The following is a 26289-nucleotide window of genomic DNA, read 5'->3' as shown; positions in this document are numbered from 1 at the left end:
CCCCCCGCCCCCCGCCGCCCTGCCCCGGATGTCGCGAATGACTCATTCGGGACCTCCGACGTCCCGAATGAGTCATTCGCGACATCCGGGCGGGGGTGGAGGGGTGGTGACCGGTCCGCCGGAGCCGGCGCGGGCCCGTGCCGGAAGCGGTTGGCGGGCAAGGATTCTGACGCCCCGTCATGATCGTGGGGCCGCCGGAACCGCCTCCGACCTGTGACTTTGTGCGTGCGTTCACAAGTGGTCTACCGTAGGGCCATCGCCCCCGGGGGCCCGGCATCGAACCGGACTCCGAGACCGGGGTCAAGACACAGTTCGGTACGGCCGTGGCGATGGCCGCCGGGTGCACAGCGGGCAGGAGACGACGGCGTGGTGACACAGCGGGGGAGGCGCGACGCGGCGGACTCCCCGGGCCGGGCACCGCGACGGCCCCGCCGTCCGGCCACGCCGGACGCCGACAACGCCCCGACCGCCGAAATGCCCGCGGTACCCGCCGGGGAGCCGGGCCGCAACGGGGATGCTCCCGAGGCCGTCCGGGCGAAGTCCATTCCCGAAGCCGCGGTCGCCCGGCTCGCCGTCTACCTCCGGGTTTTGTCCGGAATGTCCGAACAAGGCGCCACGACCGTTTCGAGTGAAGAGCTGTCGCAGGCCGCCGGGGTCAATTCCGCGAAACTGCGCAAGGACCTCTCCTACCTGGGCTCCTACGGCACCCGCGGCGTCGGCTACGAGGTCGGCGTCCTGGTCAGCCAGATCGAGCGCATCCTCGGCCTGACCCGGCAGCACAAGGTGGCCGTGGTCGGGATCGGCAACCTGGGCCACGCGCTGGCCAACTACGGCGGCTTCCCGGGGCGCGGCTTCCCGGTCGAGGCGCTGTTCGACCTGGACGCGGACCTGATCGGCGTGCCGGTCGGCGGGCTGCCGGTGTCGCACATGGACGACATCCCGCGGATCTGCGCCGAGCGGGGCATTTCGATCGGCGTGATCGCCACCCCGCCGACCGCCGCGCAATCGGTGTGTGACCGGCTGGTCGCGGGCGGTGTCCAGTGCATCCTCAACTTCGCGCCCGTCGTGCTGCAGGTTCCCGCTCACATTGAGGTCCGGAAAGTGGATTTGGCCGTGGAGCTGCAGATACTCTCGTTCCATGTGGCCCGCCGCGCGGACGACGCCGCCGGGAATCAGGGCAATTCCGGGTTACCCGGTGCGGTGGTGCCCGCCGAGAACGGCAACGGCAGGCGGAACGGTACGGGTCCGGACGGCGGACGGGGAATGGTGGTGCGCTCATGAGCGTGTTGGCGGTCGGTCTCTCGCATCGCAGCGCGGAGCTGAGCACGCTCGAGCGGGTCGCGGTCCCCGCGCCCGAGGTCGGCAAGGTCCTCGACGAGCTGCAGCAGGCCGAGCACGTCAGTGAGGTCATGCTCGTCTCGACCTGCAACCGGATCGAGGTCTACGCGGTCGTCGAGACCTTCCACGGCGGCCTCGACGACGTCAGCCGCGTGCTCTCCCGCCAGGCCGGGATGGAGCCGGCGGAGCTCTACGACAGCCTGTACGTGCACTACGCCGGTGCCGCCGTCGAGCACCTGTTCTCCGTCGCCTCGGGCCTGGACTCGATGGTCGTCGGCGAGACGCAGATCCTCGGCCAGGTCCGCTCCTCCTACGCCACCGCGCGCGAAGCCGGCACGGTCGGCCGCACGCTGCACGAGCTGATCCAGACCACCCTGCGCGTCGGCAAGCGCGTGCACACCGAGACCGGGCTCGACCAGCTCGGTGCCTCGGTCGTGTCCGAGGCGCTCGCCGCGGCCGGGGACGTCACCGGCAAGCACGCCGTCATCGTCGGCGCCGGCTCGATGGGCGCGCTGAGCGCGTCGCAGCTGCGCAAGGCCGGGATCGGCGAGATCACCGTGGCCAACCGCACCGACGCCCGCGCCCGCCGGCTGGCCGCGAACGTCACCGAGCAGGGCGTCCCGGCCCGTGCGATCCCGCTGTCCGGGGTCGCCGACGCCGTGCGCGACGCCGACGTCGTGATCTGCTGCACCGGCGCGCAGGACGCCGTCTTCGCACCTGGTCACGTGCTCCCGCGCGGCGGGCGCACCCTGGTCGTCTGCGACCTGGGCCTGCCGCGGGACGTCGACCCGGCGGTCGGCGAGCTGGCCGACGTCCGGGTCGTCGACCTGGCCACCATCCAGCGCCGGATGCGCGAGGCGGGCACGCCGACCACCGAACGCCAGACCGCCAAAGCGACCGGGATCGTCCTCGACGAGGTGCGCGACTACCTCGCCGGGCAGCGCAGCGCCGAGGTGACGCCGACGGTGACCGCGTTGCGCCGCCGCGCGGCCGAGGTCGTCGACGCCGAGCTGCTCCGGCTGGACAACCGGCTGCCGGAGCTGGACAGCGCGGTGCGCGAAGAGGTCGGCCGCACGGTCCGCCGGGTGGTCGACAAGCTGCTGCACGCGCCGACCGTGCGCGTCAAGCAGCTGGCCGCCGAGACGGCCGACACCGACTACGCGAACGCGTTGCGCGAACTGTTCTGCCTCGACCCGCAGGCGCCCGCCGCGGTGGCGAGCCCGAAGCCCCCTTCAGAGAAGAAGTAGTAGTGACCAGAGTCATTCGAATGGGTACGCGCGGATCGAAGCTCGCGCTCACCCAGACCGGGACCGTCGCCGACGCCCTGCGCGCCACCGGCGTCGAGGTCGAGATCGTCAAGGTGACCACGCCCGGCGACAAGTCGCTCGCGCCGATCGCCACGATCGGCGTCGGCGTGTTCACCTCCGCGCTGCGGGAAGCCTTGCTGCGCAACGAGGTCGACGTCATCGTCCACTCGTACAAGGACCTGCCGACGGCGCCGGAGCCGGGCATCACGCTGGCCGCCGTGCCGCCGCGCGAAGACCCGCGGGACGCGCTGATCGCGCGCGACGGGCTCACGCTGGGCGAGCTGCCGCCGGGTTCGACGGTGGGCACGGGCGCCGCGCGGCGCACCGCGCAGCTGCGTGCGCTGGGTCTCGGTTTGGAAATCGTGCCGATTCGCGGCAATATCGACACCCGCATGCGCAAGGTGACCGACGGCGAGCTCGATGCCGTGGTGCTGGCGCGTGCCGGACTGGCCAGGGTCGGTCTGGTCGAGGCGATCACCGAGACCCTCGACCCGATCCAGATGCTGCCCGCGCCCGCTCAGGGCGCGCTGGCGGTGGAGTGCCGGACCGCCGACGTGGACCTCGAGCAGCTGCTCCGGTCCACTTTGGACGACGAGGGCACGCGGGCCGCGGTGACGGCCGAGCGGGCCCTGCTGGCCGCGCTCGAGGCGGGGTGCAGCGCGCCGGTGGGCGCGCTCGCCGAGATCGTCGAAGATCTCGACGCCGAGGGCAAGGTCGTGGAACGGATTTCGCTGCGCGGCACCGCCGCCGCGGAAGGCGAGAACGGCGCGGTGGACATGGTCCGGGCCTCCGCGCTGGCCGACAAGGACCAGGCCGCCCAGCTGGGCAAGGACCTGGCCGCCGAGCTGCTGGACCTGGGAGCCGGGACGCTTTCCGGCTCCACCGAGTGACCTGGGCGTCACAACCCGCACGTAGGAGACCTGTGGCCGCGCGATCCGGCGTGGCCGCCGCAAGAGGAGAAACGCACAGATGACCCCCGCGCGAAAGACCACCGGGCGCGTAGCGTTCGTGGGCTCCGGGCCCGGCGACGCCGGCCTGCTCACGGTCCGTGCCCAGGAGCTGCTGACCAAGGCCGAGGTCGTGGTGACCGACCCCGACGTGCCCCAGGCCGTGCTGGCCATGGCCGCCGAGGGCGCCGAGGTCCGGCCCGCCGTCGGCGAGGCCGCCGAGGTCGCCAAGGACCTGACCACCGAGGCCAAGGCCGGCCGGCTGGTGCTGCGCCTGGTCGCGGGCGACCCGCTGACCACCCCGGCCGTGGTGGCCGAGGTGCAGGCGGTCGCGCGCACGAGCGCCGTGTTCGACGTCATCCCGGGTGTCTCCCCGGCCGCGGCCGTCCCGGCGTACGCGGGCGTCGCGCTGGGCGGCACGCACACCGAGGTCGACGTCCGCGGCGACGTCGACTGGGCGGCACTGGCCGCCGCGCCCGGCCCGCTGGTGCTGCACGCGACGTCGGCGCACCTGGCCGAAGCCGCGTCGGCGCTGACCGGCAACGGCGTCCCGGCGTCGACCCCGGTCGCGGTCACCGCGAACGGCACCATCAACACCCAGCGCACCCTCGACACCACGCTCGAGAAGGTCGCGAACGACGCCGGCGAGCTCGTCGGGCCGCTGATCGTCACGATCGGCCAGGCCGCCGGGCACCGCTCGAAGCTGTCGTGGTGGGAGTCGCGCGCGCTGTACGGCTGGAAGGTCCTGGTGCCGCGCACCAAGGAGCAGGCCGGCGAGATGGCCGAGCGCCTGCGCGGCCACGGCGCGACCTCGCACGAGGTCCCGACGATTTCGGTCGAGCCGCCCCGCAGCCCGGCGCAGATGGAGCGCTCGGTCAAGGGCCTGGTCGACGGCCGCTACCAGTGGATCGTCTTCACCTCCACCAACGCGGTCCGCGCGGTGTGGGAGAAGTTCGAGGAGTTCGGCCTGGACGCCCGCGCGTTCTCCGGCGTGAAGATCGCCTGCGTCGGCGAGTCGACGGCGGCGAAGGTGCGTTCGTTCGGCATCATCCCGGAGCTGATCCCCTCGGGTGAGCAGTCGTCCGAGGGCCTGCTGGCCGAGTTCCCGCCGTACGACGACGTGCTGGACCCGGTCGACCGCGTGCTGCTGCCGCGGGCGGACATCGCCACCGAGACGCTGTCGGCGGGCCTGCGTGAGCGCGGCTGGGAGATCGACGACGTGACGGCCTACCGGACCGTCCGGGCCGCCCCGCCGCCCGCCGAGACCCGCGAGATGATCAAGACCGGCGGCTTCGACGCGGTCTGCTTCACCTCGTCCTCGACCGTGCGGAACCTGGTCGGCATCGCCGGCAAGCCGCACACCCGCACGCTGGTCGCGTGCATCGGCCCGAAGACGGCCGAAACGGCGGTGGAGTTCGGCCTCCGGGTCGACGTCCAGCCGGAGAAGGCGGACGTCCCGCACCTGGTGGACGCGCTCGCCGAGCACGCGGCGCGCCTGCGTGCGGAAGGCGCCCTGCCGCCGCCGCGGAAGGCCAAGCGGGCCCGCCGCTCCTGATCGGTCGTGAAGGCCGCCCCGGTTCGCCCGGGGCGGCCTTCACGCTTCGCGGGGCAGCCAGACCAGCCGGGGGTGGACGTGCGGGCCGGCGCGGAATCCCCGCAGGGCGTGCTCCGGCGCGGTCAGGCTCATGCGGAGCCGGCCGCCGACGCTGATGACGTCGGCGCGGTCTTCGAACGCCAGCCCCCAGCCCGCGATCCTGGCGTCCACCCGCACGCCGTACTCCTGGACGACGGCGAACAGGCGGGGCGCTTCGGCGAGGGCCAGCTCGGTGACCAGGGTGGAAAACTCCGGTTCGCCGCACAACGGCGGGAGCTGCGAAGGATCGTCGATGTCGTGGAACTGTGTGAGCGGGGGCATGACGTCGAGGCTAGAGTGTTGAGTGAAAATTTTGAATTAACAGGCGGACATCCGATCGGGTGAACTCGGGAGTTCGCGGAGGGAGCAGCGTGGTCGAGACGGCAAGCCCGACCGTGTGGCGGCGCTGGCTGGCGTTCGAACTGGTCCGGCTCCGCAAGGAGGCCGGGCTGGAGCAGAAGGACGTGGCGAAGGCGCTGCGCTGCACGGTCGCCAAGGTCTCCTACTACGAGACCGCGGAGCGGCCGGTCGTCCTGCGCGATCTCGACGAGGTCCTGCTGCCGTTGTTCAAGGTGCCGAAGAGCCAGTGGCCGGACTACATCGACGCGGCGAAGCATTCGCGGACCAAGGGCTGGTGGGAGAGCTACTCCGAGATCGTGCCGAGCTGGTTCTCGCTCTACGTCGGCTTGGAGCAGGGCGCGAACCAGGTGCAGACCTACGCGGCCCAGGCTGTGCCGGGGTTGTTGCAGACCAGCGACTACGTGCATGCACTGCTTCGGCGCGGCACGACCGAACGCACCGACGACGAGATCGAGCAGATGGCGACCGTGCGGCTCGCCCGGCGAGCCGTCTTGGAGCGCGAGCCCGATCCCCTGCGGTTGTGGGCGGTGCTGGACGAGGCTGTCCTGCGTCGGCTGGTCGGTGGCCGGGAGGTCATGCGCGGCCAGCTGGAGCATCTGGTGAAGATGGCCGGCAAGCCGAAGATCACCATCCAGGTGCTGCCTTTCGACCGCGGTGCTCATCCCGGCGTGATCGGCCCCTTCACGGTGATAGGTTTCGCCTGGTCGGGTGATCCCGGTGTCGCGTATGTCGAGCACCGCGCCGGTGGGTTCTATCTCGAGCAGCCCCATGAGATCGAAGCGCACGAGGTTGCCTTCGCCCACCTCAGCGCACTGGCTCTGGCGCCGGACGAGTCGGTCACCTTCATCGAGCGGTTGGCAGAGGAGTATCGATGAGCTTTGAGGGTCTTGCCGATGTCGTGTGGCGCAAGTCGAGCTTCAGCGGGGATACCGGTGGCGAGTGTGTCGAGGTCGCGGCGCTGGGGGACGGTTCGGTGGCCGTGCGCAACAGCAAGGCGCCGGAGGCGGGCACGATCTTCTTCACCCGCGAGGAAATGGCCGCCTGGGTGCAGGGCTGCCGCGCGGGCGAGTTCGACGACCTGACCTGAGGCACCCTTGCGGAATCCCGGCGATCAGCGCCGGAGTAACTTGGTAAGGGTGTTCCCCGAGCATCGTCCCCGCAGGCTTCGCACCACCCCGGCCATGCGCAGGCTGGTGGGCGAAACGACGCTGCGGCCACGCCAGCTGATCCTCCCGATGTTCGTCGCCGAAGGGATCGACGCGCCGCGGCCGATCTCGAGCATGCCCGGCGTCGTCCAGCACACCCGTGACACGCTGCGGAAGGCCGCCGTCGACGCGGTCAACGCCGGTGTCGGCGGGCTGATGCTGTTCGGCATCCCCAAGACCCGGGACGCCGAGGGCTCCGGCGCGGTCGACGAAAAGGGCATCCTCAACGTCGCCCTGCGCGACCTGCGGCACGAACTCGGTGACGCCACCGTGCTGATGGCCGACACCTGCCTCGACGAGTTCACCGACCACGGCCACTGCGGCGTCCTCGACGCCGACGGCGGGGTCGACAACGACGCCACCCTGCGGATCTACGCGCAGATGGCGATCGCGCAGGTCGAAGCCGGGGCGCACGTGCTCGGGCCGTCCGGGATGATGGACGGCCAGATCGGCGTCATCCGCCGCGCGCTCGACGAGGTCGGGCACAAGGACGCGGCGATCCTCGCGTACGCCGCGAAGTACGCCAGCGCCTTCTACGGTCCCTTCCGCGAGGCCGTCGATTCGCAGCTCAAGGGCGACCGCAAGACCTACCAGCAGGACCCGGGCAACGCCCGCGAGGCGCTGCGCGAGATCGAGCTGGACCTCGCCGAGGGCGCGGACATGGTGATGGTCAAGCCCGCCCTGTCGTACCTGGACGTCATCAAGGCGGCCGCGGACATCTCCCCGGTCCCGGTGGCGGCCTACAACATCTCGGGCGAGTACGCGATGGTCGAGGCCGCGGCCGCGAACGGCTGGCTCGACCGCGAGCGGACCGTCCTCGAGGTGCTGACGTCCATCCGCCGCGCGGGCGCCGACATGATCCTCACCTACTGGGCCGCCGAAGCCGCTGCCTGGCTGGACTGACCCGTTAGTCTCTGCGCGTGGAAGACAAAGAGGACCTCACCGGTCTGACCGACGACGAACGGCGCAAGCTCGGCCGGTCGCCCGATCCGGTGCTGCCCGGTGCGAAGGCCCCGAAGGCGAAGCCGCCGCGTCCGGTGGCGGTGTCGTTCTGGCTGTGGCTCGCCGGCGGGGTGCTGCTGGTGCTCGGGTACGTGCAGCTGATGGTGGGCAAGTCGGCTGTCATCGACCGGTACGTCAAGGGGACCACCGACCCGAAGATCTCGCCGCAGATGATCGCGGACGGCGTCACGGCGATGCTGTGGTTCCTGCTCGTCGGGTCGGCCGTGTTCACGCTGCTGTTCCTGCTCTTCGCGTACAAGGCGCGTGAAGGCACCCGCTCGGCGCGGACGGTGCTCACCGTCCTGCCGATCGTGATGGTGCTGCTGATCTTCACGTTCGCGCCGGTGCTCACCTACCTCACGCTGGTCGCGGTGCTGCTGTTCGTCATCGCGCTGGTGCTGCTGTACCTGCCGTCGGTGAGCGGTTACTTCCCCAAGGTCGGCAAGAAGCTGTGAGGCTCTACGCCGAGTCCGGCGTGAGCTGGGCGGCGATCGGCTGGGGCCCGGTGTTCGCGCTGGTCGGCGCCCTCGCGGAGCTCGTCACGGGCGGGCCGGTGCACGTCGTCGGCTGGCTGCTGGTCGGGCTCGGGCTGTGCGTCATCACGATGCCGTGGGTGTACGCCCGGCGCCGGTTCCTGTCGCTGGAAGTGACGACCGAGCAGCTGCGGCAGGGCCGCGAGAAGGTGCCGGCCGCGGACATCGCGTCGGTGACGGACGTCGGGACGCCGGTGGGCGCCCGAGTCCTCGGGGGCGGCTGGTCGGTGCCGCGGAAGTACGACTCGCTGCCGGTGCAGCTGGCCGACGGCACGGTCGTGCTCGCCTGGGCGAAGGACGTCGAGGCGCTGCGGGACGCGCTGGACCGGCTCGTCCGGGCAACGCCGCGCGAAGCATGAGAAAATCGGCGCCGTGATCGACCTTCCGCAGCCCACCGGGGCCGAGCTCTGGCCGCCGGAAGAACCCGGCCCGCGCGCCCGGCTGCACAAGCCGTGGCGGACGCTCGTCGCCGTCGTGGAGGTGCTGCTCGCCGTGGCCGCCGGCTGGGCCGCCTACGCGTGCTGGCACAGCAGCGTCGCCACCGTCGTCACGCGCACCGATGACGGCGCCGTGCTCGAGTCGCACCGGTACTTCGGCGGACTGCTCGCCGCCGCCATCGGGCTCGGCACCGTGACCGCGTTGCTGCTGGTCGACGCGGTGCGTCAGCTGTCGCTCGCGATCCGTGCGCGCGGCCCCAAGCCCCGGGGCTGATACACAGCTGACGCACAGGGAACCAACAGTCAATTGCTAAGCAGCGGCACCAAGGTTGCCGCATGACGCGCGTGCGTGCCTCGAAGGCATGGGTGATCAACGGTGCTCTGGTCGTACTGCTGGCCGGGGCGGGATTCGGGATATACCAGGCATTCAGCCCGGCCCCGAGCTCGGCGCAGGCCCAGAGCCGCAGCACCCCGGTCCGCCGGGCGACGGTCACCGAGACGGTCTCCGCCGCCGGCACCCTCGCCAGCAGCTACACCGGCGCGGCGAACTTCGCGACGGCCGGCAAGGTCACCTCGATCGACGTGAAGGTCGGTGACGTCGTCAGCGCCGGGCAGAAGCTCGCCACCGTCGACGGCACGCAGGCGGCGAAGCAGCTTCAAGTCGCGAAGGCGAACCTCGCGGTCGCGCAGGACAGCCTGGACACCGCCGAGACGGCCGAGAACACCCCGGCCACCGGGCCGAACGCCCAGAACGCCCAGACCAGCGCCGCCAACAGCGTCACCTCGGCGCAGGCGAAGCTCGACCAGGCCCAGCTCGACGTCCAGACCGCGCAGCAGGCCCTCGACAACACCGTCCTGTACGCGCCGGGCGCCGGCACGGTCACCGCGATCAACGGCGCGGTCGGGCAGCAGTCCTCGAGCGGCTCGTCCGCCAGCTCCCAGACGTCGAGCAGCCAGGGCGGCCAAGGTTCGGCGAACTCGAGCGCTGCCGCGTCGAGCAGCAGCAGCTCCGGCAGCGGGTTCATCACCATCACCAACATGACCGGGCTGATCGTCAACACCTCGGTCGCCGAGATCGACGTCAGCAAGGTCAAGGCGGGCCAGAAGGCCACCGTCACGCTCAACGCGCTGCCGGACAAGCCGGTCCAGGCCACCGTATCGAGCGTCAACCTGACCCCGACCACGAGCGGCAGCGTCGTCTCCTACGGCGCCCAGCTGGCGCTGACGAGCCCGCCGGACGGGCTGCGGCCCGGCCAGTCGGCGAGCGTCGTGATCACCGTCGCCGAGGCGGACAACGCGCTGAGCGTGCCGGCCGCGGCGGTGCAGACCGCGGGCGGCACCAACCTCGTCACCGTGCAGGAGAACGGCCAGAACGTCACGCGCCCGGTGCAGGTCGGCCTGCGCGGCGAGTCGACGGTCCAGATCACCTCCGGGCTGACCGAGGGCGAGAACGTCGTGCTCACCGGGACGGCCACCGGGACCACCGGCGGGACCGGCCGCACCGGCGGGACGGGCGGCTTCCCTGGTACTGGGGGAACCGGCGGGTTCCCGGGCGGCGGCCAGCGCGGCACGGGCACCGGCGCCGGCGGCGGCTTCGGCGGGCGCGGATGAACCCGGTGATCGCGGTCTCCGGGCTGCGCAAGACCTACGGGGCCGGCGAGACGGCGGTGCACGCGCTGCGCGGCGTCGACCTCACCGTGTACCCCGGCGAGTACGTCGCGATCATGGGCGCCTCGGGCTCGGGCAAGTCGACGCTGCTGAACATGCTCGGCTGCCTGGACGTGCCGACGTCCGGCCGGTACCTGCTCGACGGGTTCGGTGTCGGAAAGCTGAACGAACGGCAATTGGCGTTGCTGCGCAACCGGAAGATCGGTTTCATCTTCCAGTCGTTCAACCTGGTGCCCCGCACCTCCGCTTTGTCCAATGTGGAGCTTCCCTTGGTCTACAGTGGACTACGGCGGTCCGAACGGCGGCGCCGGGCCTTGGCGGCGCTGGAGATGGTGGGCCTGTCCGACCGGGCCAAGCACCTGCCCAGCGAGCTGTCCGGTGGTCAGATCCAGCGCGTCGCGGTGGCGCGGGCGCTGGTCACCGGCCCGGCGATGCTGCTGGCCGACGAGCCGACCGGCAACCTCGACCGGCGCAGCACCGAGGACGTCCTCGGCGTGTTCGACCGGCTCAACTCCCTCGGCCGCACCATCGTCGTCATCACGCACGAAGACGAGGTCGCCGAGCACGCGCACCGCGTGGTCCGCGTCGACGACGGCCTGATCGTTTCGGACGAGGTCACGCGCGCGGTGGGGGCGGTCTCGTGAACCTCCTGGAAATCCTGCGCTTCGCCGTCCGCGGCCTGACGGCGAACAAGCTGCGCTCGGCCCTGACCACCCTCGGCATCACCATCGGCGTCGCCGCGGTGATCCTCCTGGTCGCAGTGGGCAACGGCGCGTCGGCGGCCATCGCGGCCAGCATCCAGGGCCTCGGCACCAACGTCGTCAACGTCTCCCCGGCGCGCGGCGGCGGGCAGGGCGCGACCGCCCGGCCGCTGACCGTCCAGGACGCGCACGCCCTCGTCGACCCCGTCGGCGCCCCGGACGTCAAGGCCGCGTCGCCGGTGGTGAACACGACGGCGACCGCGACCTACGGGCAGACGTCGTACGACATCTCCAGCGTCGCCGGCACCGAACCGGCGTACTTCACCACGACCAACCGCGAGCTCGCCCAGGGCCAGCTGTTCACCGCCGAAGACGTCACGGCCGCGCGGAAGGTCGTCGTGCTCGGCCCGACGACCGCGGAGTCGATCTTCGGCACCGCCGATCCGGTCGGCAAGAACCTGCTGCTCAACAGCATCCAGTTCACCGTGATCGGGGTGCTGCAGGCCAAGGGCAGCACCGGGCTGCAGAACGCCGACGACGTCGCCATCGCGCCGATCTCGGCCGTGCAGAACTCCCTCGCCGGGTACGGCAACCTCAGCCAGATCGCCGTCCAGGCCACCAGCGCCGACTCCGTCTCGCTGGCCCAGTCCGAGATCACCGCGATCCTCAACGCCCGCCACGGCATCCGGCTCGGCGGCACCCCAGACTACCAGATCCAGAACTCCGAACAGCTGCTCGCGACCCGGACGTCGGCGACCGAGACGTTCACCGTGCTGCTGGCCGCCGTCGCGGCGATCTCGCTGCTGGTCGGCGGGATCGGCGTCACCAACATCATGCTCGTCACGGTCACCGAGCGGATCCGCGAAATCGGCATCCGCAAGGCGATCGGCGCCCCGCGCTCGGCCATCCTCGGCCAGTTCCTCGCCGAAGCCACCATGCTCAGCCTGTTCGGCGGGCTGCTCGGCGTCGCCATCGGGGTGATCGGCAGCCGGTTCACGATTTCCGGGATCAAACCCGTCGTGGTGCCGTCCTCGATCCTGCTCGCCTTCGCGGTGTCCGCCCTGATCGGGCTGTTCTTCGGCAGCTTCCCGGCGAACCGGGCCGCCAAGCTCCGGCCCATCGACGCGCTGCGTCACGAATAAGGAGTCTTCGCATGTCTTCGTCCACCACGACCCCGCCGAACGCGGAGGACATCATCGCCAGCCCGGCGGTCGACGGTGACCTGAACGCCGAAATGCGGCACGCGGCGAAACCGTTTTCCCGCACGACGCTGGTGCTGGCCGGGCTGGTCGTGCTGGCGATCGCGTTCGGCGGCGGCGCTTGGACGCACGCGGCGTTCGGCTCGTCGACAGCGTCGACCCCCACCCGCCCGGCGGGTGGCACCCAGGGCGGCCAGCAGGCGGGCACCGGCCAGCAGGGCGGCGGGTTCCGCGGCGGCCGCGGCACCACGGGCACGGTCGACCGCGTCGACGGCACCACGGTGTACGTGAAGACCGCGCAGGGCACCGACGTCAAGGTGTCCACATCGGACGACACCACGGTCGGGGTCACCCAGCCGGGCAAACTGGCCGACCTCAAGCCGGGGGCCACCGTGGTCGTCCAGGGGCAGGCGGGCGACGACGGCACGGTGTCCGCCCAGGCCATCACCCAGCAGGCCGCGCGCTAGCGCGATGACCACGAAGGTTCACCGGGTCGGGGTCGTGAGTGGTAAGGCGGGTTCTAACCCGCCTTACCACTCACGACCAGCCGCGGCAGACCACCAGGGTTCCGGCGAACGTATCCGGTCACCGCACTAGGCGGTTCCCTCCCGGGCGGCGTCCGGTCAGCTAGCGGGGGTTTGCGAGACTGGACGGGTGAGCACTGGAACCGAGCAGTCCAAGGCGTGGTTCGACCGCGCGAAGACAGCCATCCCGGGCGGGGTGAACTCGCCGGTCCGGGCGTTCAACTCGGTCGGCGGCACCCCGCGGTTCATGGTCCGCGGCGAGGGCCCGCACCTGTGGGACGCCGACGGCAACCGCTACGTCGACCTGGTGTCGTCCTGGGGCCCGATGATCCTGGGCCACGCGCACCCGCACGTCGTCGAGGCGGCGCGCGCGGCGGCGACGTCCGGGCTCTCCTTCGGCACGCCGACGATCGGCGAGGTCGAGCTGGCCGAGGAGATCATCGGCCGGGTCGGGCCGGTCGAGCAGGTCCGGCTGGTCAACTCGGGCACCGAGGCCACGATGAGCGCGATCCGGCTGGCCAGGGGGTTCACCGGCCGGACGAAGATCGTCAAGTTCGCCGGGTGTTACCACGGTCACGTCGACGCGCTGCTCGCGCAGGCCGGCTCCGGCGTCGCGACGCTCGGGCTGCCGACGTCGCCGGGCGTCACCGGCGCCCAGGCCGCGGACACGCTGGTGCTGCCCTACAACGACCTCGACGCCGTCCGGAAGTCCTTTGTGGACAACCCGGGCGAGATCGCCGCGGTGATCACCGAGGCGGCGGCCGGGAACATGGGCGCGGTCGCGCCGGACGAGGGCTTCAACGCGGGCCTGCGCGAGCTCGCCCACGAGCACGGCGCACTGCTGATCATGGACGAGGTGATGACCGGGTTCCGCGTGTCGAGCGCGGGCTGGTTCGGCCTCGAAGGTGTGGCCGGCGACCTCTACACGTTCGGCAAGGTGATGTCCGGCGGCCTGCCGGCGGCGGCCTTCGGCGGCCGCGCCGACGTGATGGCCAAGCTCGCCCCGGGCGGGCCGGTCTACCAGGCCGGGACGCTCTCCGGGAACCCGGTGGCGGTGGCCACGGGCCTCGCAACGCTGCGCGCGGCCGACCACGCCGTGTACGCGGCTCTCGACGCCAACGCGAAGCGCCTCGGCAATCTCTTCCACGCCGCGCTGAGCGAAGCGGGGGTTGCGCACAACGTCCAGTACGCGGGCAACCTGGTAAGCGTGTTCTTCGGTGAGACGCCGGTTCGCGACTACGCGGGCGCGCAGGCGTCGGAGACGTGGCGCTTCCCGCCGTTCTTCCACGCGTTGCTGGACGGAGGCGTGTACGCGCCTCCGAGCGCGTACGAGGCGTGGTTCGTCAACGCGGCCATGGACGACGAAGCGTTCGCTGTGATCGAAGCGGCTCTGCCCGCTGCGGCGCGCGCGGCGGCTGGGGCCGTCCAGTGACCACCGTCGTCCACATGCTGCGTCACGGCGAAGTGCACAACCCCGCGAAGATCCTGTACGGCCGCCTGCCCGGCTACCGGCTCTCGGAGCGCGGGCAGCGGCAGGCGCTGACGGTCGCGGAGGCCGTCGCCGGGCACGACCTGGTGCACGTCGTCGCGTCGCCGCTGCAGCGGGCGCAGGAGACGGCGGCCCCGATCGCGGCCGCGCACCGCCTCGACATCGCGACCGACGAGGGCCTGATCGAGGCGGGCAACCAGTTCGAGGGCCTGCAGGTGGCAGTCGGCGACGGCGCGCTGCGGGAGCCGCGGCACTGGCCGAAGCTGGTGAACCCGTTCAAGCCGTCGTGGGGCGAGCCGTACATCGAGATCGCCCACCGGATGCTGGGCGCGGTCCACCGGGCGCGCTCCGCCGCGGAGGGTCATGAGGCGCTCTGCGTGTCCCACCAGCTGCCGATCTGGACGTTGCGGCGGTTCCTGGAGGGCAAGCGCCTGTGGCACGACCCCCGGCGTCGCCAATGCTCGCTGGCGTCGCTGACGTCCCTGGTGTTCGACGGCGACGAGCTGCGCGAGATCGTCTACAGCGAGCCCGCGGGGGCGACCGACCCGAAGGTGACCGGGGCATGAGGTTCCTGTGCGCGGTGCTCGCCGTGCTGGCGCTGGCCGGGTGCAGCGCGGGCAAGGACGCGGTGGTGCAGGGGAGCAGCTTCAACTTCGTGTCCCCGGGCGGCAAGATCGACATCACGTACGAGGCCGCGGACCGCCAGACGGCCCCGGTCCTGGCGGGCGACGACCTGATGAACGAGGGCAAGCAGCTCTCGCTGGCGGACTACCCGGGCAAGGTCGTGGTGCTCAACCTGTGGGGCCAGTGGTGCGGCCCGTGCCGCACGGAGGCCCCGGAGATGGAGACGGTGGCCCGCCAGGGAGTCCAGGTGGTGGGCATCGACGTCCGCGACCCGGCGCGCGAGGTGGCCCAGGACTTCGTGCGGGACAGGCAGCTGACGTACCCGTCGATCTACGACCCGGACGGGCGGGTGCTGCTGAAGCTGAGCGGGTACCCGCGGAACATCATCCCGTCGACGATCGTGCTGGACAAGCAGCATCGGGTGGCGGCGGTGTTCCTGCGGCAGGTGCTGGCGCAGGACCTGCTGCCGGTGGCGCATCGATTGGCCGCGGAAGCCTGATCGCCGAGGTTTTCTGCCGCGGCCGGTCGTGAGTGGTAAGGCGCGTTCTAACTCGCCTTACCACTCACGACGGCCGGGACCAAGGTCCTGAACTGCTGTGACCGAGGTCCTGTGAACCAGCCCCGGCGTTCTCACCAGGACCTCACTGCCTACCCTCAACGGAGTGAACTCCGTGACCGAGCTGGCGATCTCCGGACCGCTGCTGCTCGCGGCCGGGGTCGCCCTGCTGGCCGGGGCCGTCTCCTTCGCCTCGCCGTGCGTCGTGCCGCTCGTGCCCGGGTACCTCGCCTACCTCGCCGCGCTCGTCGGGGCCGATGCTCCCGCCGTCAAGGCCGATGAGGGGCGCAAGCAGGGCCGGTGGGCCGTTGTCGGGGCCGCCCTGCTCTTCGTTCTCGGGTTCACCGTCGTCTTCGTCGCCACCCTCGGCACGCTCGTCTGGCTCGCCGACACGCTGGTCCTCAACCAGAACCTCCTGCAGCGCCTCGGCGGCGTGCTGACCATCGCCATGGCCCTGGTGTTCCTCGGCTGGATCCCCGGCCTGCAGCGCGAGGTCCGCTCGCACCACGTCCCCCGGGGCGGGATCTGGAGCGCTCCGCTGCTCGGCGCGATCTTCGGGCTCGGGTGGACTCCGTGCATCGGCCCGACCCTGTCCGCCGTCATGACGCTGGCCAGCGCCACCGGGGGTGCCGAGGCCCGCGGGTACCTGCTGATCGCCGTCTACTGCCTCGGGCTCGGGGTGCCGTTCCTGCTCATCGCGCTCGGTGCCCGCTGGGCCGTGCGCGCCACCGACTGGGTTCGCCGGCACGGCCGGCAGGTGCAGGTCTTCGGCGGCGTGCTGCTGCTGGCCGTCGGAATCCTGCTGGTCACCGGCGTCTGGGGAGATCTGATGGGCTGGCTCCGCAACGAGCTCACCGGCAACCTGGAGCTGCCGCTGTGACGATCACGGAAGCGCCCCCGGAACCGCCGCACAACCGGCCCGCCAAGCGCACGCTCGCCTTCCTGCGCAACACCTGGCGCGGCCTGACGTCGATGCGGACCGCGCTCGTCCTGCTGTTCCTCCTCGCCCTGGCCGCGCTGCCCGGTGCGCTCCTGCCGCAGCGGAAGCTCAACGCACCCAAGGTCGACGAATACATCACCGCCCACGGCTGGTGGGGGACGCTGCTCGACAAGCTCGAGTTCTACGACGTCTACTCCAGCATCTGGTTCTCCGCCATCTACCTGCTGCTGATGGTCTCCCTCGTCGGCTGCCTCACGCCGCGCAGCTTCGAGTACGTCAAGGCGATGCGCGCCAAGCCCGTGCTGACCCCGCGCAACCTGGCCCGGATGCCGCACTACCGGCTCGGCCGCGGCAAGGCCGACGTCACCGCCGAGATTGCCGCCGTCCACAAGCAGCTGTCCGGCTGGCGGCGCGTCGAGCGCGAAGAGGCCGACGGCGTCCGCACGATCTCCGCCGAGCGGGGCTTCCTGCGCGAGACCGGCAACCTGCTTTTCCACTTCAGCATGCTCGGCCTGATCGTCTTCTTCGCCCTCGGCAAGCTCTACGGCTACGAAGGCCAGGTCATCGTCCAGGCCGACGGCAGCACCTTCTGCAACGCCGGCATCTACAACTACGACTCCTTCAACGCGGGCCTGCGGGTCGACGGCACCGACCTCAACCCGTTCTGCGTGAAGGTGAACGACTTCACCGCGCGCTACACCGCCTCCGGCCAGCCCGACTACTACCACTCGAACATCCAGTACCAGTCGGGCGAGGACCTGGCCACGAACACCTGGCGCCCGTACGGCCTCGAGGTCAACTCGCCGCTGCGCACCGCCGGCGACCGCGTCTACCTGCTCGGGCACGGCTACTCGCCGAAGTTCACCGTCACCTTCCCGGACGGCACGCAGCGCACCCAGAACACCCAGTGGCGCACCGTCGACCCGAGCACCATGCTCGCCGAGGGCGCGACGAAGTTCGACCAGCCCGGCATCACCGACGAGGTCCAGCGGCGGACCCGGCAGCTGGCCATCACCGGCCTGTTCGCCCCGACCGCGTTCCTGCACGGCAGCGTCCTGACGTCGTCGGCGCCCGAGGCGAACGACCCCGCCGTCGCCGTCGACGTCCTGCGCGGTGACCTCGGCCTCGACGCCGGGCGCGGCCAGTCCGTCTTCGAGGTCGACCAGTCGCTCGTCGCCGACGGCCGGCTGAAGAAGGTCGCCCGGCAGAACCTGAAGGTCGGCCAGGAGCTCAAGCTCGACGACGGCACGAAGGTCCGCTTCGACGGCGTCGGCCAGTGGGTCTCGATCCAGATCTCGCACGACCCGACGCAGGGGTTCGTGCTCGGGTTCGCCATCGCGATGTTCGTCGGGCTCGGCGCGTCCCTGCTGGTCAAGCGCCGCCGGCTGTGGGTGCGGGTGAAACCGGGGACGCCGGACCAGCCGGGTACCGTGATCGAGGTCGCCGGGCTGGCGCGCACCGACCAGGCCGGGTACGGCGAAGAGTTCCACCGGGTCAGTGAACGCCTGATCAGTGGGCAGAAGGGCTGAGGCATGCCGATCGACGAGACGCTGTCGACCTACAGCGACTGGCTGTACACCACCGCCGCGGCGATCTACGTCGTCGCGCTGATGTTCACCCTGATCGAGCAGGGGTTCGGCGCCAAGGGGCGGCTCGCCACCGAGCGCGCCAAGCTGCGGGCCCGTGAGCTGGTCGGCGCCGGCGGGCCGCCGGTCGAGGACGTCCCAGCCGCGCAGCGCGAGGTCGGCCGCCCGGAGCGGATCGGCCGGATGGGCGCGTCGCTGCTCGTGCTCGGCGCGCTGCTGCAGCTGACGGCGATCGTGCTGCGCGGGCTCGCCGTGCACCGCGCGCCGTGGGGCAACATGTACGAGTACGGCATGGCCGTCACCTTCATCACGGTGCTGACCTGGCTGATCGTGATGTGGAAGTTCCCGGTCCGGCACCTCACCGGCTTCCTGCTGCTGCCCGTCGTGATCCTGATGTTCATCAACGGCACGCTGCTGTACACGACGGCGGCGCCGGTGCAGCCCGCGCTGCAGTCGTACTGGCTGGTCATCCACGTCTCGGCGGCCATCATCGGCTCCGGCGTCTTCCTGGTCCCCGGCGTCGCCAGCGTGCTCTTCCTGTTCCGCTCGGCCCACGAGAAGGACCCCACGAAGTTCGCGCGGTTCGCCTCGAAGCTGCCCGCGGCCGACGTCCTCGACCGGATCGCCTACCGGACGACGATCTTCGCGTTCCCGATCTTCACCTTCGGCGTGCTCTGCGGCGCCGTCTGGGCCGAGTCGGCGTGGGGCCGGTTCTGGGGCTGGGACCCCAAGGAGACCTGCGCGTTCATCGCCTGGGTCGTCTACGCGGCCTACCTGCACTCGCGGGCGACGGCCGGCTGGCGCGGCGCCCGGGCCGCGGTCATCAACATCGTCGGGTTCGCCGCGATGATCTTCAACCTGTTCTTCGTGAACCTCGTCTCCGTCGGCCTGCACTCCTACGCCGGGGTGGGCTGAGCAGCCCGCGCATCCGCCGACTACCGTCGACATCGGGGGACTGATGTGACAGGCGGAGCGCGCGGAGGTTTTCACCGGTGACCGGACCCAGCGAAGAATCGGCTCCTGGCCACCCCGAACAGGCCGCTGCGCCAGCGCAGCCGGGCCTGTTCGCCGACGACCGGACGGACTCACACCCGCACCCCGACACGTCGGGGGCGTTCGACGTGCAGCCGACGCAGGCGGTGGCGCCGCCGCCCAACCCGGCGGTTTCGGGCCCGCACCAGGTGCCCAACCCCGCCGTGTCGGGGCCGCACCAGGTGCCGCAATACGGCTACGACCAGAACCTGCCGCCGCTGCAGCCGCAGTACGACCCGGCCCAGCAGTACCAGGCCCACGCCCAGTACCCGCAGCAGCCGCCGTCGTCCGGCCTGCCGCAGCCCCAGGGCGGCCGGCACGCGGCGCCGCCGCAGCCGGGGCACGGGCACGACCTGTCGACCGCGCACCTGGTCAAGCAGACCAAGCGGCCCCCGCAGTCCGGCTGGCGCAAGGCCCTGTACGTCGGCACCGGGAAGCTGCTCAACCCGGGGGAAAGCCCGGCGGACACCCGGCGCCGGGAGCTCATCGCCCGCGTCAACCAGCCGCTGCGCGGGTGCTACAAGATCGCGATGCTGTCGCTCAAGGGCGGTGTCGGCAAGACCACGGTGACCACGACGCTGGGCTCGACGTTCGCGTCCCTGCGCGGTGACCGCGTGGTCGCCGTCGACGCCAACCCGGACCGCGGCACGCTGTCGCAGAAGATCCCGCTGGAGACGACCGCGACCGTGCGGCACCTGCTGCGTGATGCGGCCCGCATCACGCGCTACAGCGACGTCCGGTCCTACACGTCACAGGGTTCGAGCCGGCTGGAGATCCTGGCCAGCGAGCAGGATCCAGCCGTGTCGGAGGCGTTCTCCGAGGACGACTACCGGCGCACGGTCAACCTGCTGGAGCACTTCTACAACATCGTGCTCACCGACTGCGGGACCGGCCTGATGCACTCGGCGATGAAGGGCGTCCTGGACGGCGCGGACGCGCTGGTCGTGGTCTCGTCCGGCTCGGTCGACGGCGCCCGCAGCGCCTCGGCGACGCTGGACTGGCTTGAGGCCCACGGCTACGGCGAGCTGGTCAAACGCTCGGTGGCGGTGATCAACTCGGTCCGGCCCAAGGGCGGCTCGGTCGACCTCGACAAGCTGTCGGCGCACTTCGGCGCTAAGGTCCGGGCGGTCTGCAAGGTGCCGTTCGACCCGCACCTGGAGGAAGGCGCGGAGATCGAGCTGGACCGCCTGTCCGGCGACACCCGCCTCGCCCTCCTGGAACTGGCGGCCACGGTCGCCGACGGCTTCGCCACCCCGCTCTCCCAGGGCTACCGCTGACCCGGCCTCGTGAGTGAGAAACAGTGTTAGAACACTGTTTCTCACTCACGAGGCTGTGGTGAAGGTAAAGGTGGGGTCAGCCGTCTTCGTCCCGGCGTTTGCGCTGCTGTTCGGCCAGCTGGCGCAGGAAGTCGGGGTCGTCGTCCGGGGCGAGGGGGGCCCGGCGTGGAGCCGACGTCACCCCGATCCGCTGGCCGGCGAACGACCGCCACAGGAGCAGGGCGACGACCAGCGCGCCGACCGCCGCGAGCAGAGCGAGCATGCCGGATCCTTCCGTATGGCTGCCTGTCCACCGAGGTTAACCCGTGCGGCCGTGTGGTGGGTCTGAAGCCGGGCCGGGAAAATGCCCGGGGGCCGCGCGGGACGGGGTTGGTTCCCGTACCCACACGGCCCCCGTGTGCGGATGGTTCAGGCGTTGCGCGCCGGTTCGCTGGCGTCGGTGGTCAGTTCGGCGAGGAGCTCGTTCACCTCGGACTCCCGGAACCGCCGGTGCCCGCCCGGGGTGCGGATCGAGCCGATCCGGCCCGCGGTCGCCCACCGCGTCACCGTCTTCGGGTCCACCCGGAAGAGCGCTGCCACCTCGCCAGGGGTGAGCAGGCGTCCGCCCATCGTCGCGGTCATTTTCCGCCTCCTTAACGAACTCACTGCTATACCGGAGGCGTCCGGGCCCTTCTGCCCGTCGCGCCGGGGTAGCCAACAAGGCAATCGTTGCACTTCACCCGTCGGGTACTCGAACGGTTGTCCACGAGTAAAGAGCCCTTAAAGGTCAAAACGGACAGATTGTTTACCCTCGGCAACTACCCTGCGGTGACCTGACGTGCGGAGACACCGCCGCGGCCGGTCAGCGGCCGCGAGGCGTGGTGCCAATGGGGGATTGTCCAACCGCATAGAGTGATCCTCGTGGATCAGTTGGACCGGAAGATCATCGCAGCGTTGCGCATCAACGGACGGGCCACTTACGCCGACCTCGGGCGAGCCGTCGGGCTGTCCGCGTCGTCGGTGCACGAACGGGTGGGCAAGCTGGAAGCCGCCGGCGTGATCACCGGCTACCACGCGGTCGTCGACCCGAGCTCGGTCGGCCTCGGCGTCACCGCTCTCGTCAGCATCCACCCGACCGACACCGCGACCGAGGACGACGTCGCCGCCGCCCTCGCCGAGCTCGACGAGGTCGAGAGCTGCTACGCGGTGGCCGGCGACGAGGCGTTCGTCGTCAAGGTGCGCGTGCCGACCGTCGACGAGCTGGAGCGGACGCTCGGCCGGCTCCGCCGCATCCCCGGCGTCGGGCGCACGAACACCACCGTGGTGCTCTCGACGCGCTTCGAGGGCCGCCCGAACAACGCGGGCCTGCAGAAGGACCGCCCGGGCGGGGCGTAGCCTGCGTTGATGTGAGCGACGTGAAAGCCGGCCACCTGCCCCGTGACCTGACGCTGTACCTGCTGGCACGGTTCGTGCTGGTCGGGGTGATCGCGTGGGCGCTGACCCTGGCCGGGGTGCCGCTGCTGGTCGCCCTGGTCATCGGCCTGGTCGTCGGGCTGCCGCTCGGCCTGCTGCTGTTCCGCCCGCTCAACGCCCGCGTGACCGCCGGGCTGGCGAAGCGCAACGAGAAGCGGGCCCGCGCCCGTGCCGAGCTGCGCGCGCAGCTGCGGGGCGACGCCACCGGGCAGTCCGAGTGAGCCGGCCGCACAGCCGCAGCTGGGTCCGCGAGGCCGTCCGGATCATCGAGGCCGACGCCAACCGCAGCGCGGACACCCACCTGCACGTCTTCCCGCTGCCCCCGGAGTGGGGCATCGACCTCTACCTCAAGGACGAGTCGGTGCACCCGACCGGCTCGCTCAAGCACCGGCTGGCCCGGTCGCTGTTCCTGTACGGCCTGGTCAACGGCCAGATCGGGCCGGACACCGTGCTCGTCGAGGCCTCCAGCGGGTCGACGGCGGTGTCCGAGGCCTACTTCGCCCGCATGCTCGGCCTGCGCTTCATCACCGTCGTGCCGCGGCGCACGTCGAAGGAGAAGGTCGCGCTCATCGAGTTCTACGGCGGCGAGTGCCACTTCGTCGACGAGGCCCCGGCGATGTACCCCGAGGCCGAGCGGCTCGCGGCCGAGTGCGGCGGCCACTACCTCGACCAGTTCACCTACGCCGAGCGCGCGACGGACTGGCGCGGCAACAACAACATCGCCGAGTCGGTGTTCGCGCAGATGCGCTCGGAGCGCCACCCGATCCCGCGGTGGATCGTCGTCGGCGCGGGCACCGGCGGCACGAGCGCGACCTTCGGCCGGTACGTGCGCTACAAGCGGCACACGACGAAGATCTGCGTGGTCGACCCGGAGAACTCGTCGTTCTACGGCGCCTGGGAGACCGGGGCGATGGACTACGCGACCGGCATGCCGTCGCGGATCGAGGGCATCGGGCGGCCGCGCTGCGAGCCGTCGTTCGTCCCCGGTGTCATCGACGAGATGTTCCGGATCCCCGACGCCGGCTCCCTGGCGGCGATCCGGCTGCTGCGCGAGCGGACCGGCCACTGGGCGGGCGGCTCGACCGGCACCAACCTCTACGGCGCGTTCCGGCTGATTTCCCGCATGGTCGAGGACGGCCAAGCGGGCAGCGTCGTGACGCTCCTCTGCGACGGCGGCGAGCGGTACGCGCACACGTACTACAACGACGAGTGGCTGGCGCAGCAGGGCCTGGACCTGGCGCCGCACACGGCGTTGTTCGAGGAGTTCCTGGCCACCGGGAAGTTCCCGGAGGTCTAGAGGTTCAGGCCGACCGCGGCCAGCACGGCCCAGGCGAGCATCGCGAGCCCGGTGTCGCGCAGGGCCGGGATGAGGGCGCGGCCGGTCGCGTTCCCCAGGATCGCCTTGACGGACTGCGGCAGCAGGGCCGCGCTCAGCACCGTGAGCGCGGCGAGCGAGTGCGTGGTGAACTGCAGCACGCCGCTGAGCACGTACGGCACCGCGATCAGCGCCAGGTACAGCCGCCGGGTGCCCTGGTCGCCGAGGCGGGTGGCCAGGGTGCGCTTGCCGGACTCGATGTCGGTCGGGATGTCACGCAGGTTGTTGGCCGTCAGGACCGCCGTCGAGAAGCAGCCGACCGCGATCGCGCACGCCAGCGCCGGCCAGCTGACCCGGCCCGCCTGGACGTACACCGTGCCGAGCACGCCGGCCAGGCCGAAGAACACGAACACGGCGATCTCGCCGAAGCCGTAGTAGCCGTAGGGCTTCTTGCCGCCGGTGTAGAACCACGCGCCGAGGATGCACAGCGCGCCCATGCCGAGCAGCCACCAATGGCCGCTGACGGCCACCAGGACCAGCCCCAGCACCCCGGCCAGGCCCAACGCGACCAGCGCCGCGGCCAGCACGGCCTGGGGGGCGGCGACCTTCGAACCGACCAGCCGCAGCGGGCCGACGCGGTTCTCGTCCGTGCCGCGGATGCCGTCGGAGTAGTCGTTGGCGTAGTTGACGCCGACGATCAGCGAGAGGGAGACCAGCAGCGCCAGCACCGAACGCCACCACGAGAACGCGTCCAGCGCGATCGCCGCGCCGACCCCCGCCACCACCGGCGCCACCGCGTTGGGCAGCGTCCGCGGCCGGGCCCCTTCGATCCACTCGCTCAAGCTCGCCATGGCGCCATTCAACGCCATGGTGATCAGCGGCGAGCGGGAACCCGGGAACTCAATCCGAGGTCGGCAGCTGCCAGACGAGCGAACCGCTGTTGGGGTCCACGCTGTCGGCGAGAGCCGCGCTGGCGGGCAGGAGGACGCCCAGCGTGACGGCGGTGGCGGCGAAGGCGATTCTGATCCAGCGCGTCATGGTGAGTAGCCAAGCGGGCGCACCCTGTGCGTGTCAACGAAGTACCGCCATTCAGCCGCGCAAACGCTACTGAAGACGGATTTTCACCGCCGCCCGGTCGATCTTTCCCGGTCCGCGCAGCGGCAGCTCCGTCGCGAATTCGATGCGCTTGGGGGCCGCCGCCGCGCCCAGCTCCGCCCGGACCGCCGCTCGCAGGTCGCCGTGCCCGCCGTCCGGGACGACCAGCGCGACCACGGCCTCGCCCCACTCCGGGTCCGGCAGGCCGACGACGCACGCGTCCCGCACGCCCGGCTGGGCGCACAGGCAGCGTTCGATCGCGTTCGCCGACACCTTCACGCCGCCCGTGTTGATCATGTCGTCGGCCCGGCCGAGCACCTCGATCCGGCCGTCGGCGTGCCGGACCCCGCGGTCGGACGTGGTGAACCAGCCGTCCCGGAACGCCTCCGCGGTCAGGTCCGGCTGCCGCCGGTAGCCGTGCGCGAGGACGTCCCCGGCGATCCGGATCCGGTCGCCCGAGACGTCGACGCGGACGCCGTCGAGGGGGACGCCGTCGTAGACGCAGCCGCTGGCCGTCTCGCTCATGCCGTACGCGGGCACGATCCGGACACCGGCGTCGGCGGCGCGGTCCCGCAGGCCCGCGGAGGTCGCCGCGGCGCCGACCACGATGGCGTCGAACGTCTTCGCCGCGGCCAGGCCCGCGCCGCCGTCGTCGAGCAGGCGGACCAGCTGGGTCGGCACCAGCGCCGTGTACCGCGGACTGCCGGTCAGCCGGGCCGCCGCGGCGGCGAAGTCGTCCGGGCGGAAGCCGGTGCCGGTCAGCAGCGCCGGTGCCGTCCCGGCCAGCAGCGACCGGACCAGCACCTGCAGGCCGCCGATGTAGTGCGCCGGGGTGGCCAGCAGCCAGTGGCCCGGGCCGCCGAGCCGCGCGTGCGTGGCCTCGGCGGACGCGGTCAGCGCGCGGGCCGACAGCAGCACGCCCTTGGGCGCGCCGGTCGAACCCGACGTGGCGATGACCACGGCGGTACCCGGCTCGGCGGGCTCGTCCGGCGCCATGGCGTCGCGCAGCGCGGGGTCGGTGAACGGCAGCACCGCCGGGCCGCCGCCCAGCGCGTCGGCGACGGCGTTCTGCAGGGTCTCGAGCGCCTCGGGCGAGCCGTCGAGGTGGACCGGGAGCAGCTCAGTAGTAATAGGGGACGTCCTTGAAATCGGGGTCGCGCTTCTCGAGGAACGCGTCACGGCCTTCGACGGCTTCGTCCTGCATGTACGCCAGGCGGGTGGTCTCGCCGGCGAACAGCTGCTGGCCGACCAGGCCGTCGTCGGTGAGGTTGAACGCGTACTTGAGCATCCGCTGGGCCGTCGGGGACTTGCGGGTGATCTCCCACGCCCAGGTCAGCGCCTCTTTTTCCAGGTCGGCGTGCGGGACGACGGCGTTCACCGCGCCCATGTGGTGCATCTGCTCGGCGGAGTACTCGCGACCGAGGAAGAAGATCTCGCGGGCGAACTTCTGCCCGACCATCTTCGCCAGGTACGCCGAGCCGTAGCCGCCGTCGAACGAGCCGACGTCGGCGTCGGTCTGCTTGAACTTCGCGTGCTCGGCCGAGGCGAGGGTGAGATCGCACACGACGTGCAGGGAGTGCCCGCCGCCCGCGGCCCAGCCCGGCACCACCGCGATCACCGGTTTCGGCAGGAACCGGATCAGCCGCTGGACCTCGAGGATGTGCAGCCGGCCGGCCCGCGCCGGGTCCACCGTGTCGGAGGTCTCCCCGCTCGCGTACTGATACCCGGAGCGTCCGCGAATACGCTGGTCACCACCGGAGCAGAACGCCCACCCGCCGTCCTTGGGCGACGGGCCGTTCCCGGTGAGCAGGACACAGCCGACGTCGGCGCTCATCCTGGCGTGGTCGAGGGCCCGGTAGAGCTCGTCGACGGTGTGCGGCCGGAAGGCGTTGCGGACCTCCGGGCGGTCGAACGCGATGCGCACGACGCGTTTGCCACCCCGGCTCTCGGCGGAGCGGTGGTAGGTGATGTCGGTGAAGGCGAAACCTTCGACCTCGGTCCACGCGGCGGGGTCGAACAGCTCGGAAACTCGGGCGTCATCCACGTTTGGGAGAATAGGACCTGTGGAC

31 protein-coding genes are annotated in these 26289 nt (G+C 71.3%); 24 read left to right on the top strand and 7 right to left on the bottom strand.

Annotation, left to right across the window (positions count from 1 at the left end; translation table 11 throughout):
• The first annotated feature begins 366 nt into the window (after window positions 1-366).
• From OO60_RS14900 to OO60_RS14885, 4 genes are all read left to right on the top strand, one after another.
• Window positions 367-1281, top strand: coding sequence for a redox-sensing transcriptional repressor Rex (locus OO60_RS14900; protein WP_033261472.1), 915 nt, complete (start codon window positions 367-369; stop codon window positions 1279-1281).
• Complete coding sequence (locus OO60_RS14895) at window positions 1278-2585, top strand: glutamyl-tRNA reductase (RefSeq protein WP_003081930.1); 1308 nt, start codon at window positions 1278-1280, stop codon at window positions 2583-2585. The genes OO60_RS14900 and OO60_RS14895 overlap by 4 nt, the downstream gene beginning before the upstream one ends.
• A 20-nt stretch (window positions 2586-2605) precedes the next feature.
• A complete protein-coding gene (gene hemC / locus OO60_RS14890) occupies window positions 2606-3535 on the top strand; it encodes a hydroxymethylbilane synthase (RefSeq protein ID WP_003081928.1) in 930 nt (309 codons plus the stop codon).
• A 79-nt stretch (window positions 3536-3614) separates the two neighbouring features.
• The gene (locus OO60_RS14885; RefSeq protein ID WP_003081926.1) at window positions 3615-5147 is read left to right on the top strand and encodes a bifunctional uroporphyrinogen-III C-methyltransferase/uroporphyrinogen-III synthase; all 1533 of its coding nucleotides are present in this window, start codon (window positions 3615-3617) and stop codon (window positions 5145-5147) included.
• A 39-nt stretch (window positions 5148-5186) separates the two neighbouring features.
• Here OO60_RS14885 and OO60_RS14880 read toward each other — a convergent pair whose 3' ends face one another.
• Window positions 5187-5507 (bottom strand): hypothetical protein, encoded by a 321-nt coding sequence (locus tag OO60_RS14880; RefSeq protein WP_003081924.1) that lies wholly within the window; start codon window positions 5505-5507, stop codon window positions 5187-5189.
• A gap of 89 nt (window positions 5508-5596) precedes the next feature.
• Here OO60_RS14880 and OO60_RS14875 point away from each other — a divergent pair, with 89 nt between their 5' ends.
• From OO60_RS14875 to OO60_RS14795, 17 genes are all read left to right on the top strand, one after another.
• The gene (locus OO60_RS14875; protein WP_003081922.1) at window positions 5597-6460 is read left to right on the top strand and encodes a helix-turn-helix domain-containing protein; all 864 of its coding nucleotides are present in this window, start codon (window positions 5597-5599) and stop codon (window positions 6458-6460) included.
• Window positions 6457-6672, top strand: a complete 216-nt coding sequence (locus tag OO60_RS14870) for a DUF397 domain-containing protein (RefSeq protein ID WP_003081920.1) — start codon at window positions 6457-6459, stop codon at window positions 6670-6672. The genes OO60_RS14875 and OO60_RS14870 overlap by 4 nt, the downstream gene beginning before the upstream one ends.
• Before the next feature lie 49 nt (window positions 6673-6721).
• A complete protein-coding gene (hemB, locus tag OO60_RS14865) occupies window positions 6722-7693 on the top strand; it encodes a porphobilinogen synthase (RefSeq protein ID WP_003081918.1) in 972 nt (323 codons plus the stop codon).
• Between the two features lie 17 nt (window positions 7694-7710).
• Complete coding sequence (locus OO60_RS14860) at window positions 7711-8247, top strand: hypothetical protein (RefSeq protein WP_003081916.1); 537 nt, start codon at window positions 7711-7713, stop codon at window positions 8245-8247.
• Window positions 8244-8684 carry a hypothetical protein gene (locus OO60_RS14855; RefSeq protein WP_003081915.1) on the top strand — a complete coding sequence of 147 codons (441 nt, stop codon included), beginning with the start codon at window positions 8244-8246 and terminating at the stop codon, window positions 8682-8684. Before OO60_RS14860 ends, OO60_RS14855 begins: the two co-directional genes overlap by 4 nt.
• Window positions 8685-8697: 13 nt before the next feature.
• Window positions 8698-9036 carry a hypothetical protein gene (locus OO60_RS14850; RefSeq protein ID WP_003081914.1) on the top strand — a complete coding sequence of 113 codons (339 nt, stop codon included), beginning with the start codon at window positions 8698-8700 and terminating at the stop codon, window positions 9034-9036.
• Between the two features lie 62 nt (window positions 9037-9098).
• Window positions 9099-10373, top strand: a complete 1275-nt coding sequence (locus tag OO60_RS14845) for an efflux RND transporter periplasmic adaptor subunit (protein ID WP_003081913.1) — start codon at window positions 9099-9101, stop codon at window positions 10371-10373.
• A complete protein-coding gene (locus OO60_RS14840) occupies window positions 10370-11074 on the top strand; it encodes an ABC transporter ATP-binding protein (RefSeq protein WP_033261470.1) in 705 nt (234 codons plus the stop codon). Before OO60_RS14845 ends, OO60_RS14840 begins: the two co-directional genes overlap by 4 nt.
• Window positions 11071-12273, top strand: a complete 1203-nt coding sequence (locus OO60_RS14835; protein ID WP_003081911.1) for an ABC transporter permease — start codon at window positions 11071-11073, stop codon at window positions 12271-12273. Before OO60_RS14840 ends, OO60_RS14835 begins: the two co-directional genes overlap by 4 nt.
• Window positions 12274-12284: 11 nt before the next feature.
• A complete protein-coding gene (locus OO60_RS14830; protein WP_003081910.1) occupies window positions 12285-12797 on the top strand; it encodes a hypothetical protein in 513 nt (170 codons plus the stop codon).
• Between the two features lie 187 nt (window positions 12798-12984).
• A complete protein-coding gene (hemL, locus tag OO60_RS14825) occupies window positions 12985-14286 on the top strand; it encodes a glutamate-1-semialdehyde 2,1-aminomutase (RefSeq protein ID WP_003081909.1) in 1302 nt (433 codons plus the stop codon).
• The gene (locus OO60_RS14820) at window positions 14283-14909 is read left to right on the top strand and encodes a histidine phosphatase family protein (RefSeq protein WP_003081908.1); all 627 of its coding nucleotides are present in this window, start codon (window positions 14283-14285) and stop codon (window positions 14907-14909) included. The genes hemL and OO60_RS14820 overlap by 4 nt, the downstream gene beginning before the upstream one ends.
• The gene (locus OO60_RS14815; protein ID WP_003081907.1) at window positions 14906-15466 is read left to right on the top strand and encodes a TlpA family protein disulfide reductase; all 561 of its coding nucleotides are present in this window, start codon (window positions 14906-14908) and stop codon (window positions 15464-15466) included. Before OO60_RS14820 ends, OO60_RS14815 begins: the two co-directional genes overlap by 4 nt.
• 163 nt (window positions 15467-15629) lie before the next feature.
• On the top strand, window positions 15630-16403 hold the full coding sequence (locus OO60_RS14810) for a cytochrome c biogenesis CcdA family protein (RefSeq protein WP_033261469.1): 774 nt from the start codon (window positions 15630-15632) through the stop codon (window positions 16401-16403).
• Window positions 16400-17992 carry a cytochrome c biogenesis protein ResB gene (gene resB / locus OO60_RS14805; protein ID WP_003081905.1) on the top strand — a complete coding sequence of 531 codons (1593 nt, stop codon included), beginning with the start codon at window positions 16400-16402 and terminating at the stop codon, window positions 17990-17992. The genes OO60_RS14810 and resB overlap by 4 nt, the downstream gene beginning before the upstream one ends.
• 3 nt (window positions 17993-17995) lie before the next feature.
• A complete protein-coding gene (gene ccsB / locus OO60_RS14800) occupies window positions 17996-18964 on the top strand; it encodes a c-type cytochrome biogenesis protein CcsB (protein WP_003081902.1) in 969 nt (322 codons plus the stop codon).
• Between the two features lie 77 nt (window positions 18965-19041).
• Window positions 19042-20358, top strand: coding sequence for a MinD/ParA family ATP-binding protein (locus tag OO60_RS14795; RefSeq protein WP_003081900.1), 1317 nt, complete (start codon window positions 19042-19044; stop codon window positions 20356-20358).
• A gap of 76 nt (window positions 20359-20434) precedes the next feature.
• Here OO60_RS14795 and OO60_RS14790 read toward each other — a convergent pair whose 3' ends face one another.
• Together OO60_RS14790 and OO60_RS14785 are read right to left on the bottom strand one after the other, a co-directional pair.
• Entirely contained in the window at window positions 20435-20620 is a 186-nt protein-coding gene (locus tag OO60_RS14790; protein WP_003081898.1) for a hypothetical protein, read from the bottom strand.
• 146 nt (window positions 20621-20766) lie between these two features.
• Window positions 20767-20979 carry a BldC family transcriptional regulator gene (locus OO60_RS14785; RefSeq protein ID WP_003081896.1) on the bottom strand — a complete coding sequence of 71 codons (213 nt, stop codon included), beginning with the start codon at window positions 20977-20979 and terminating at the stop codon, window positions 20767-20769.
• A gap of 279 nt (window positions 20980-21258) precedes the next feature.
• Here OO60_RS14785 and OO60_RS14780 point away from each other — a divergent pair, with 279 nt between their 5' ends.
• Genes OO60_RS14780 through cds1 form a run of 3 tightly spaced genes read left to right on the top strand, consistent with a single transcriptional unit; the run spans window position 21259 to window position 23107 of the window.
• Window positions 21259-21732, top strand: a complete 474-nt coding sequence (locus tag OO60_RS14780) for an Lrp/AsnC family transcriptional regulator (protein WP_033261536.1) — start codon at window positions 21259-21261, stop codon at window positions 21730-21732.
• 11 nt (window positions 21733-21743) lie between these two features.
• Window positions 21744-22031, top strand: coding sequence for a DUF4229 domain-containing protein (locus OO60_RS14775; protein WP_003081885.1), 288 nt, complete (start codon window positions 21744-21746; stop codon window positions 22029-22031).
• On the top strand, window positions 22028-23107 hold the full coding sequence (gene cds1, locus OO60_RS14770) for an L-cysteine desulfhydrase Cds1 (protein WP_003081884.1): 1080 nt from the start codon (window positions 22028-22030) through the stop codon (window positions 23105-23107). The genes OO60_RS14775 and cds1 overlap by 4 nt, the downstream gene beginning before the upstream one ends.
• On the opposite strand, the gene OO60_RS14765 is transcribed toward cds1, so the two are convergent.
• From OO60_RS14765 to OO60_RS14755, 4 genes are all read right to left on the bottom strand, one after another.
• Window positions 23104-23976, bottom strand: coding sequence for a 1,4-dihydroxy-2-naphthoate polyprenyltransferase (locus tag OO60_RS14765; RefSeq protein ID WP_003081883.1), 873 nt, complete (start codon window positions 23974-23976; stop codon window positions 23104-23106). The genes cds1 and OO60_RS14765 overlap by 4 nt on opposite strands.
• 49 nt (window positions 23977-24025) lie before the next feature.
• On the bottom strand, window positions 24026-24163 hold the full coding sequence (locus tag OO60_RS47155) for a hypothetical protein (RefSeq protein WP_003081882.1): 138 nt from the start codon (window positions 24161-24163) through the stop codon (window positions 24026-24028).
• Window positions 24164-24229: 66 nt separating this feature from the next.
• Window positions 24230-25339: an o-succinylbenzoate--CoA ligase gene (gene menE, locus OO60_RS14760; RefSeq protein WP_155848893.1), complete on the bottom strand. Its 1110-nt coding sequence runs from the start codon at window positions 25337-25339 to the stop codon at window positions 24230-24232.
• Between the two features lies 1 nt (window position 25340).
• Window positions 25341-26264, bottom strand: coding sequence for a 1,4-dihydroxy-2-naphthoyl-CoA synthase (locus OO60_RS14755; protein WP_003081878.1), 924 nt, complete (start codon window positions 26262-26264; stop codon window positions 25341-25343).
• Between the last annotated feature and the right edge of the window lie 25 nt (window positions 26265-26289).

Source organism: Amycolatopsis vancoresmycina (assembly GCF_000716785.1).
Classification (GTDB): domain Bacteria; phylum Actinomycetota; class Actinomycetes; order Mycobacteriales; family Pseudonocardiaceae; genus Amycolatopsis; species Amycolatopsis vancoresmycina.
Note: the sequence above shows the minus strand (reverse complement) of the source record. Positions and strands in the feature narration are given on the sequence as shown.

Bases quoted from the DNA above. Each gene is read 5' to 3' on its own strand.
- OO60_RS14895 (WP_003081930.1), top strand. From the start codon at position 1,278: ATGAGCGTGTTGGCGGTCGGTCTCTCGCATCGCAGCGCGGAGCTGAGC.
- hemC (WP_003081928.1), top strand. From the start codon at position 2,606: ATGGGTACGCGCGGATCGAAGCTCGCGCTCACCCAGACCGGGACCGTC.
- OO60_RS14885 (WP_003081926.1), top strand. From the start codon at position 3,615: ATGACCCCCGCGCGAAAGACCACCGGGCGCGTAGCGTTCGTGGGCTCC.
- OO60_RS14880 (WP_003081924.1), bottom strand. From the start codon at position 5,507: ATGCCCCCGCTCACACAGTTCCACGACATCGACGATCCTTCGCAGCTC.
- OO60_RS14870 (WP_003081920.1), top strand. From the start codon at position 6,457: ATGAGCTTTGAGGGTCTTGCCGATGTCGTGTGGCGCAAGTCGAGCTTC.
- OO60_RS14845 (WP_003081913.1), top strand. From the start codon at position 9,099: ATGACGCGCGTGCGTGCCTCGAAGGCATGGGTGATCAACGGTGCTCTG.
- OO60_RS14840 (WP_033261470.1), top strand. From the start codon at position 10,370: ATGAACCCGGTGATCGCGGTCTCCGGGCTGCGCAAGACCTACGGGGCC.
- OO60_RS14830 (WP_003081910.1), top strand. From the start codon at position 12,285: ATGTCTTCGTCCACCACGACCCCGCCGAACGCGGAGGACATCATCGCC.
- OO60_RS14815 (WP_003081907.1), top strand. From the start codon at position 14,906: ATGAGGTTCCTGTGCGCGGTGCTCGCCGTGCTGGCGCTGGCCGGGTGC.
- ccsB (WP_003081902.1), top strand. From the start codon at position 17,996: ATGCCGATCGACGAGACGCTGTCGACCTACAGCGACTGGCTGTACACC.
- OO60_RS14790 (WP_003081898.1), bottom strand. From the start codon at position 20,620: ATGCTCGCTCTGCTCGCGGCGGTCGGCGCGCTGGTCGTCGCCCTGCTC.
- OO60_RS14785 (WP_003081896.1), bottom strand. From the start codon at position 20,979: ATGACCGCGACGATGGGCGGACGCCTGCTCACCCCTGGCGAGGTGGCA.
- OO60_RS14765 (WP_003081883.1), bottom strand. From the start codon at position 23,976: ATGGCGAGCTTGAGCGAGTGGATCGAAGGGGCCCGGCCGCGGACGCTG.
- OO60_RS47155 (WP_003081882.1), bottom strand. From the start codon at position 24,163: ATGACGCGCTGGATCAGAATCGCCTTCGCCGCCACCGCCGTCACGCTG.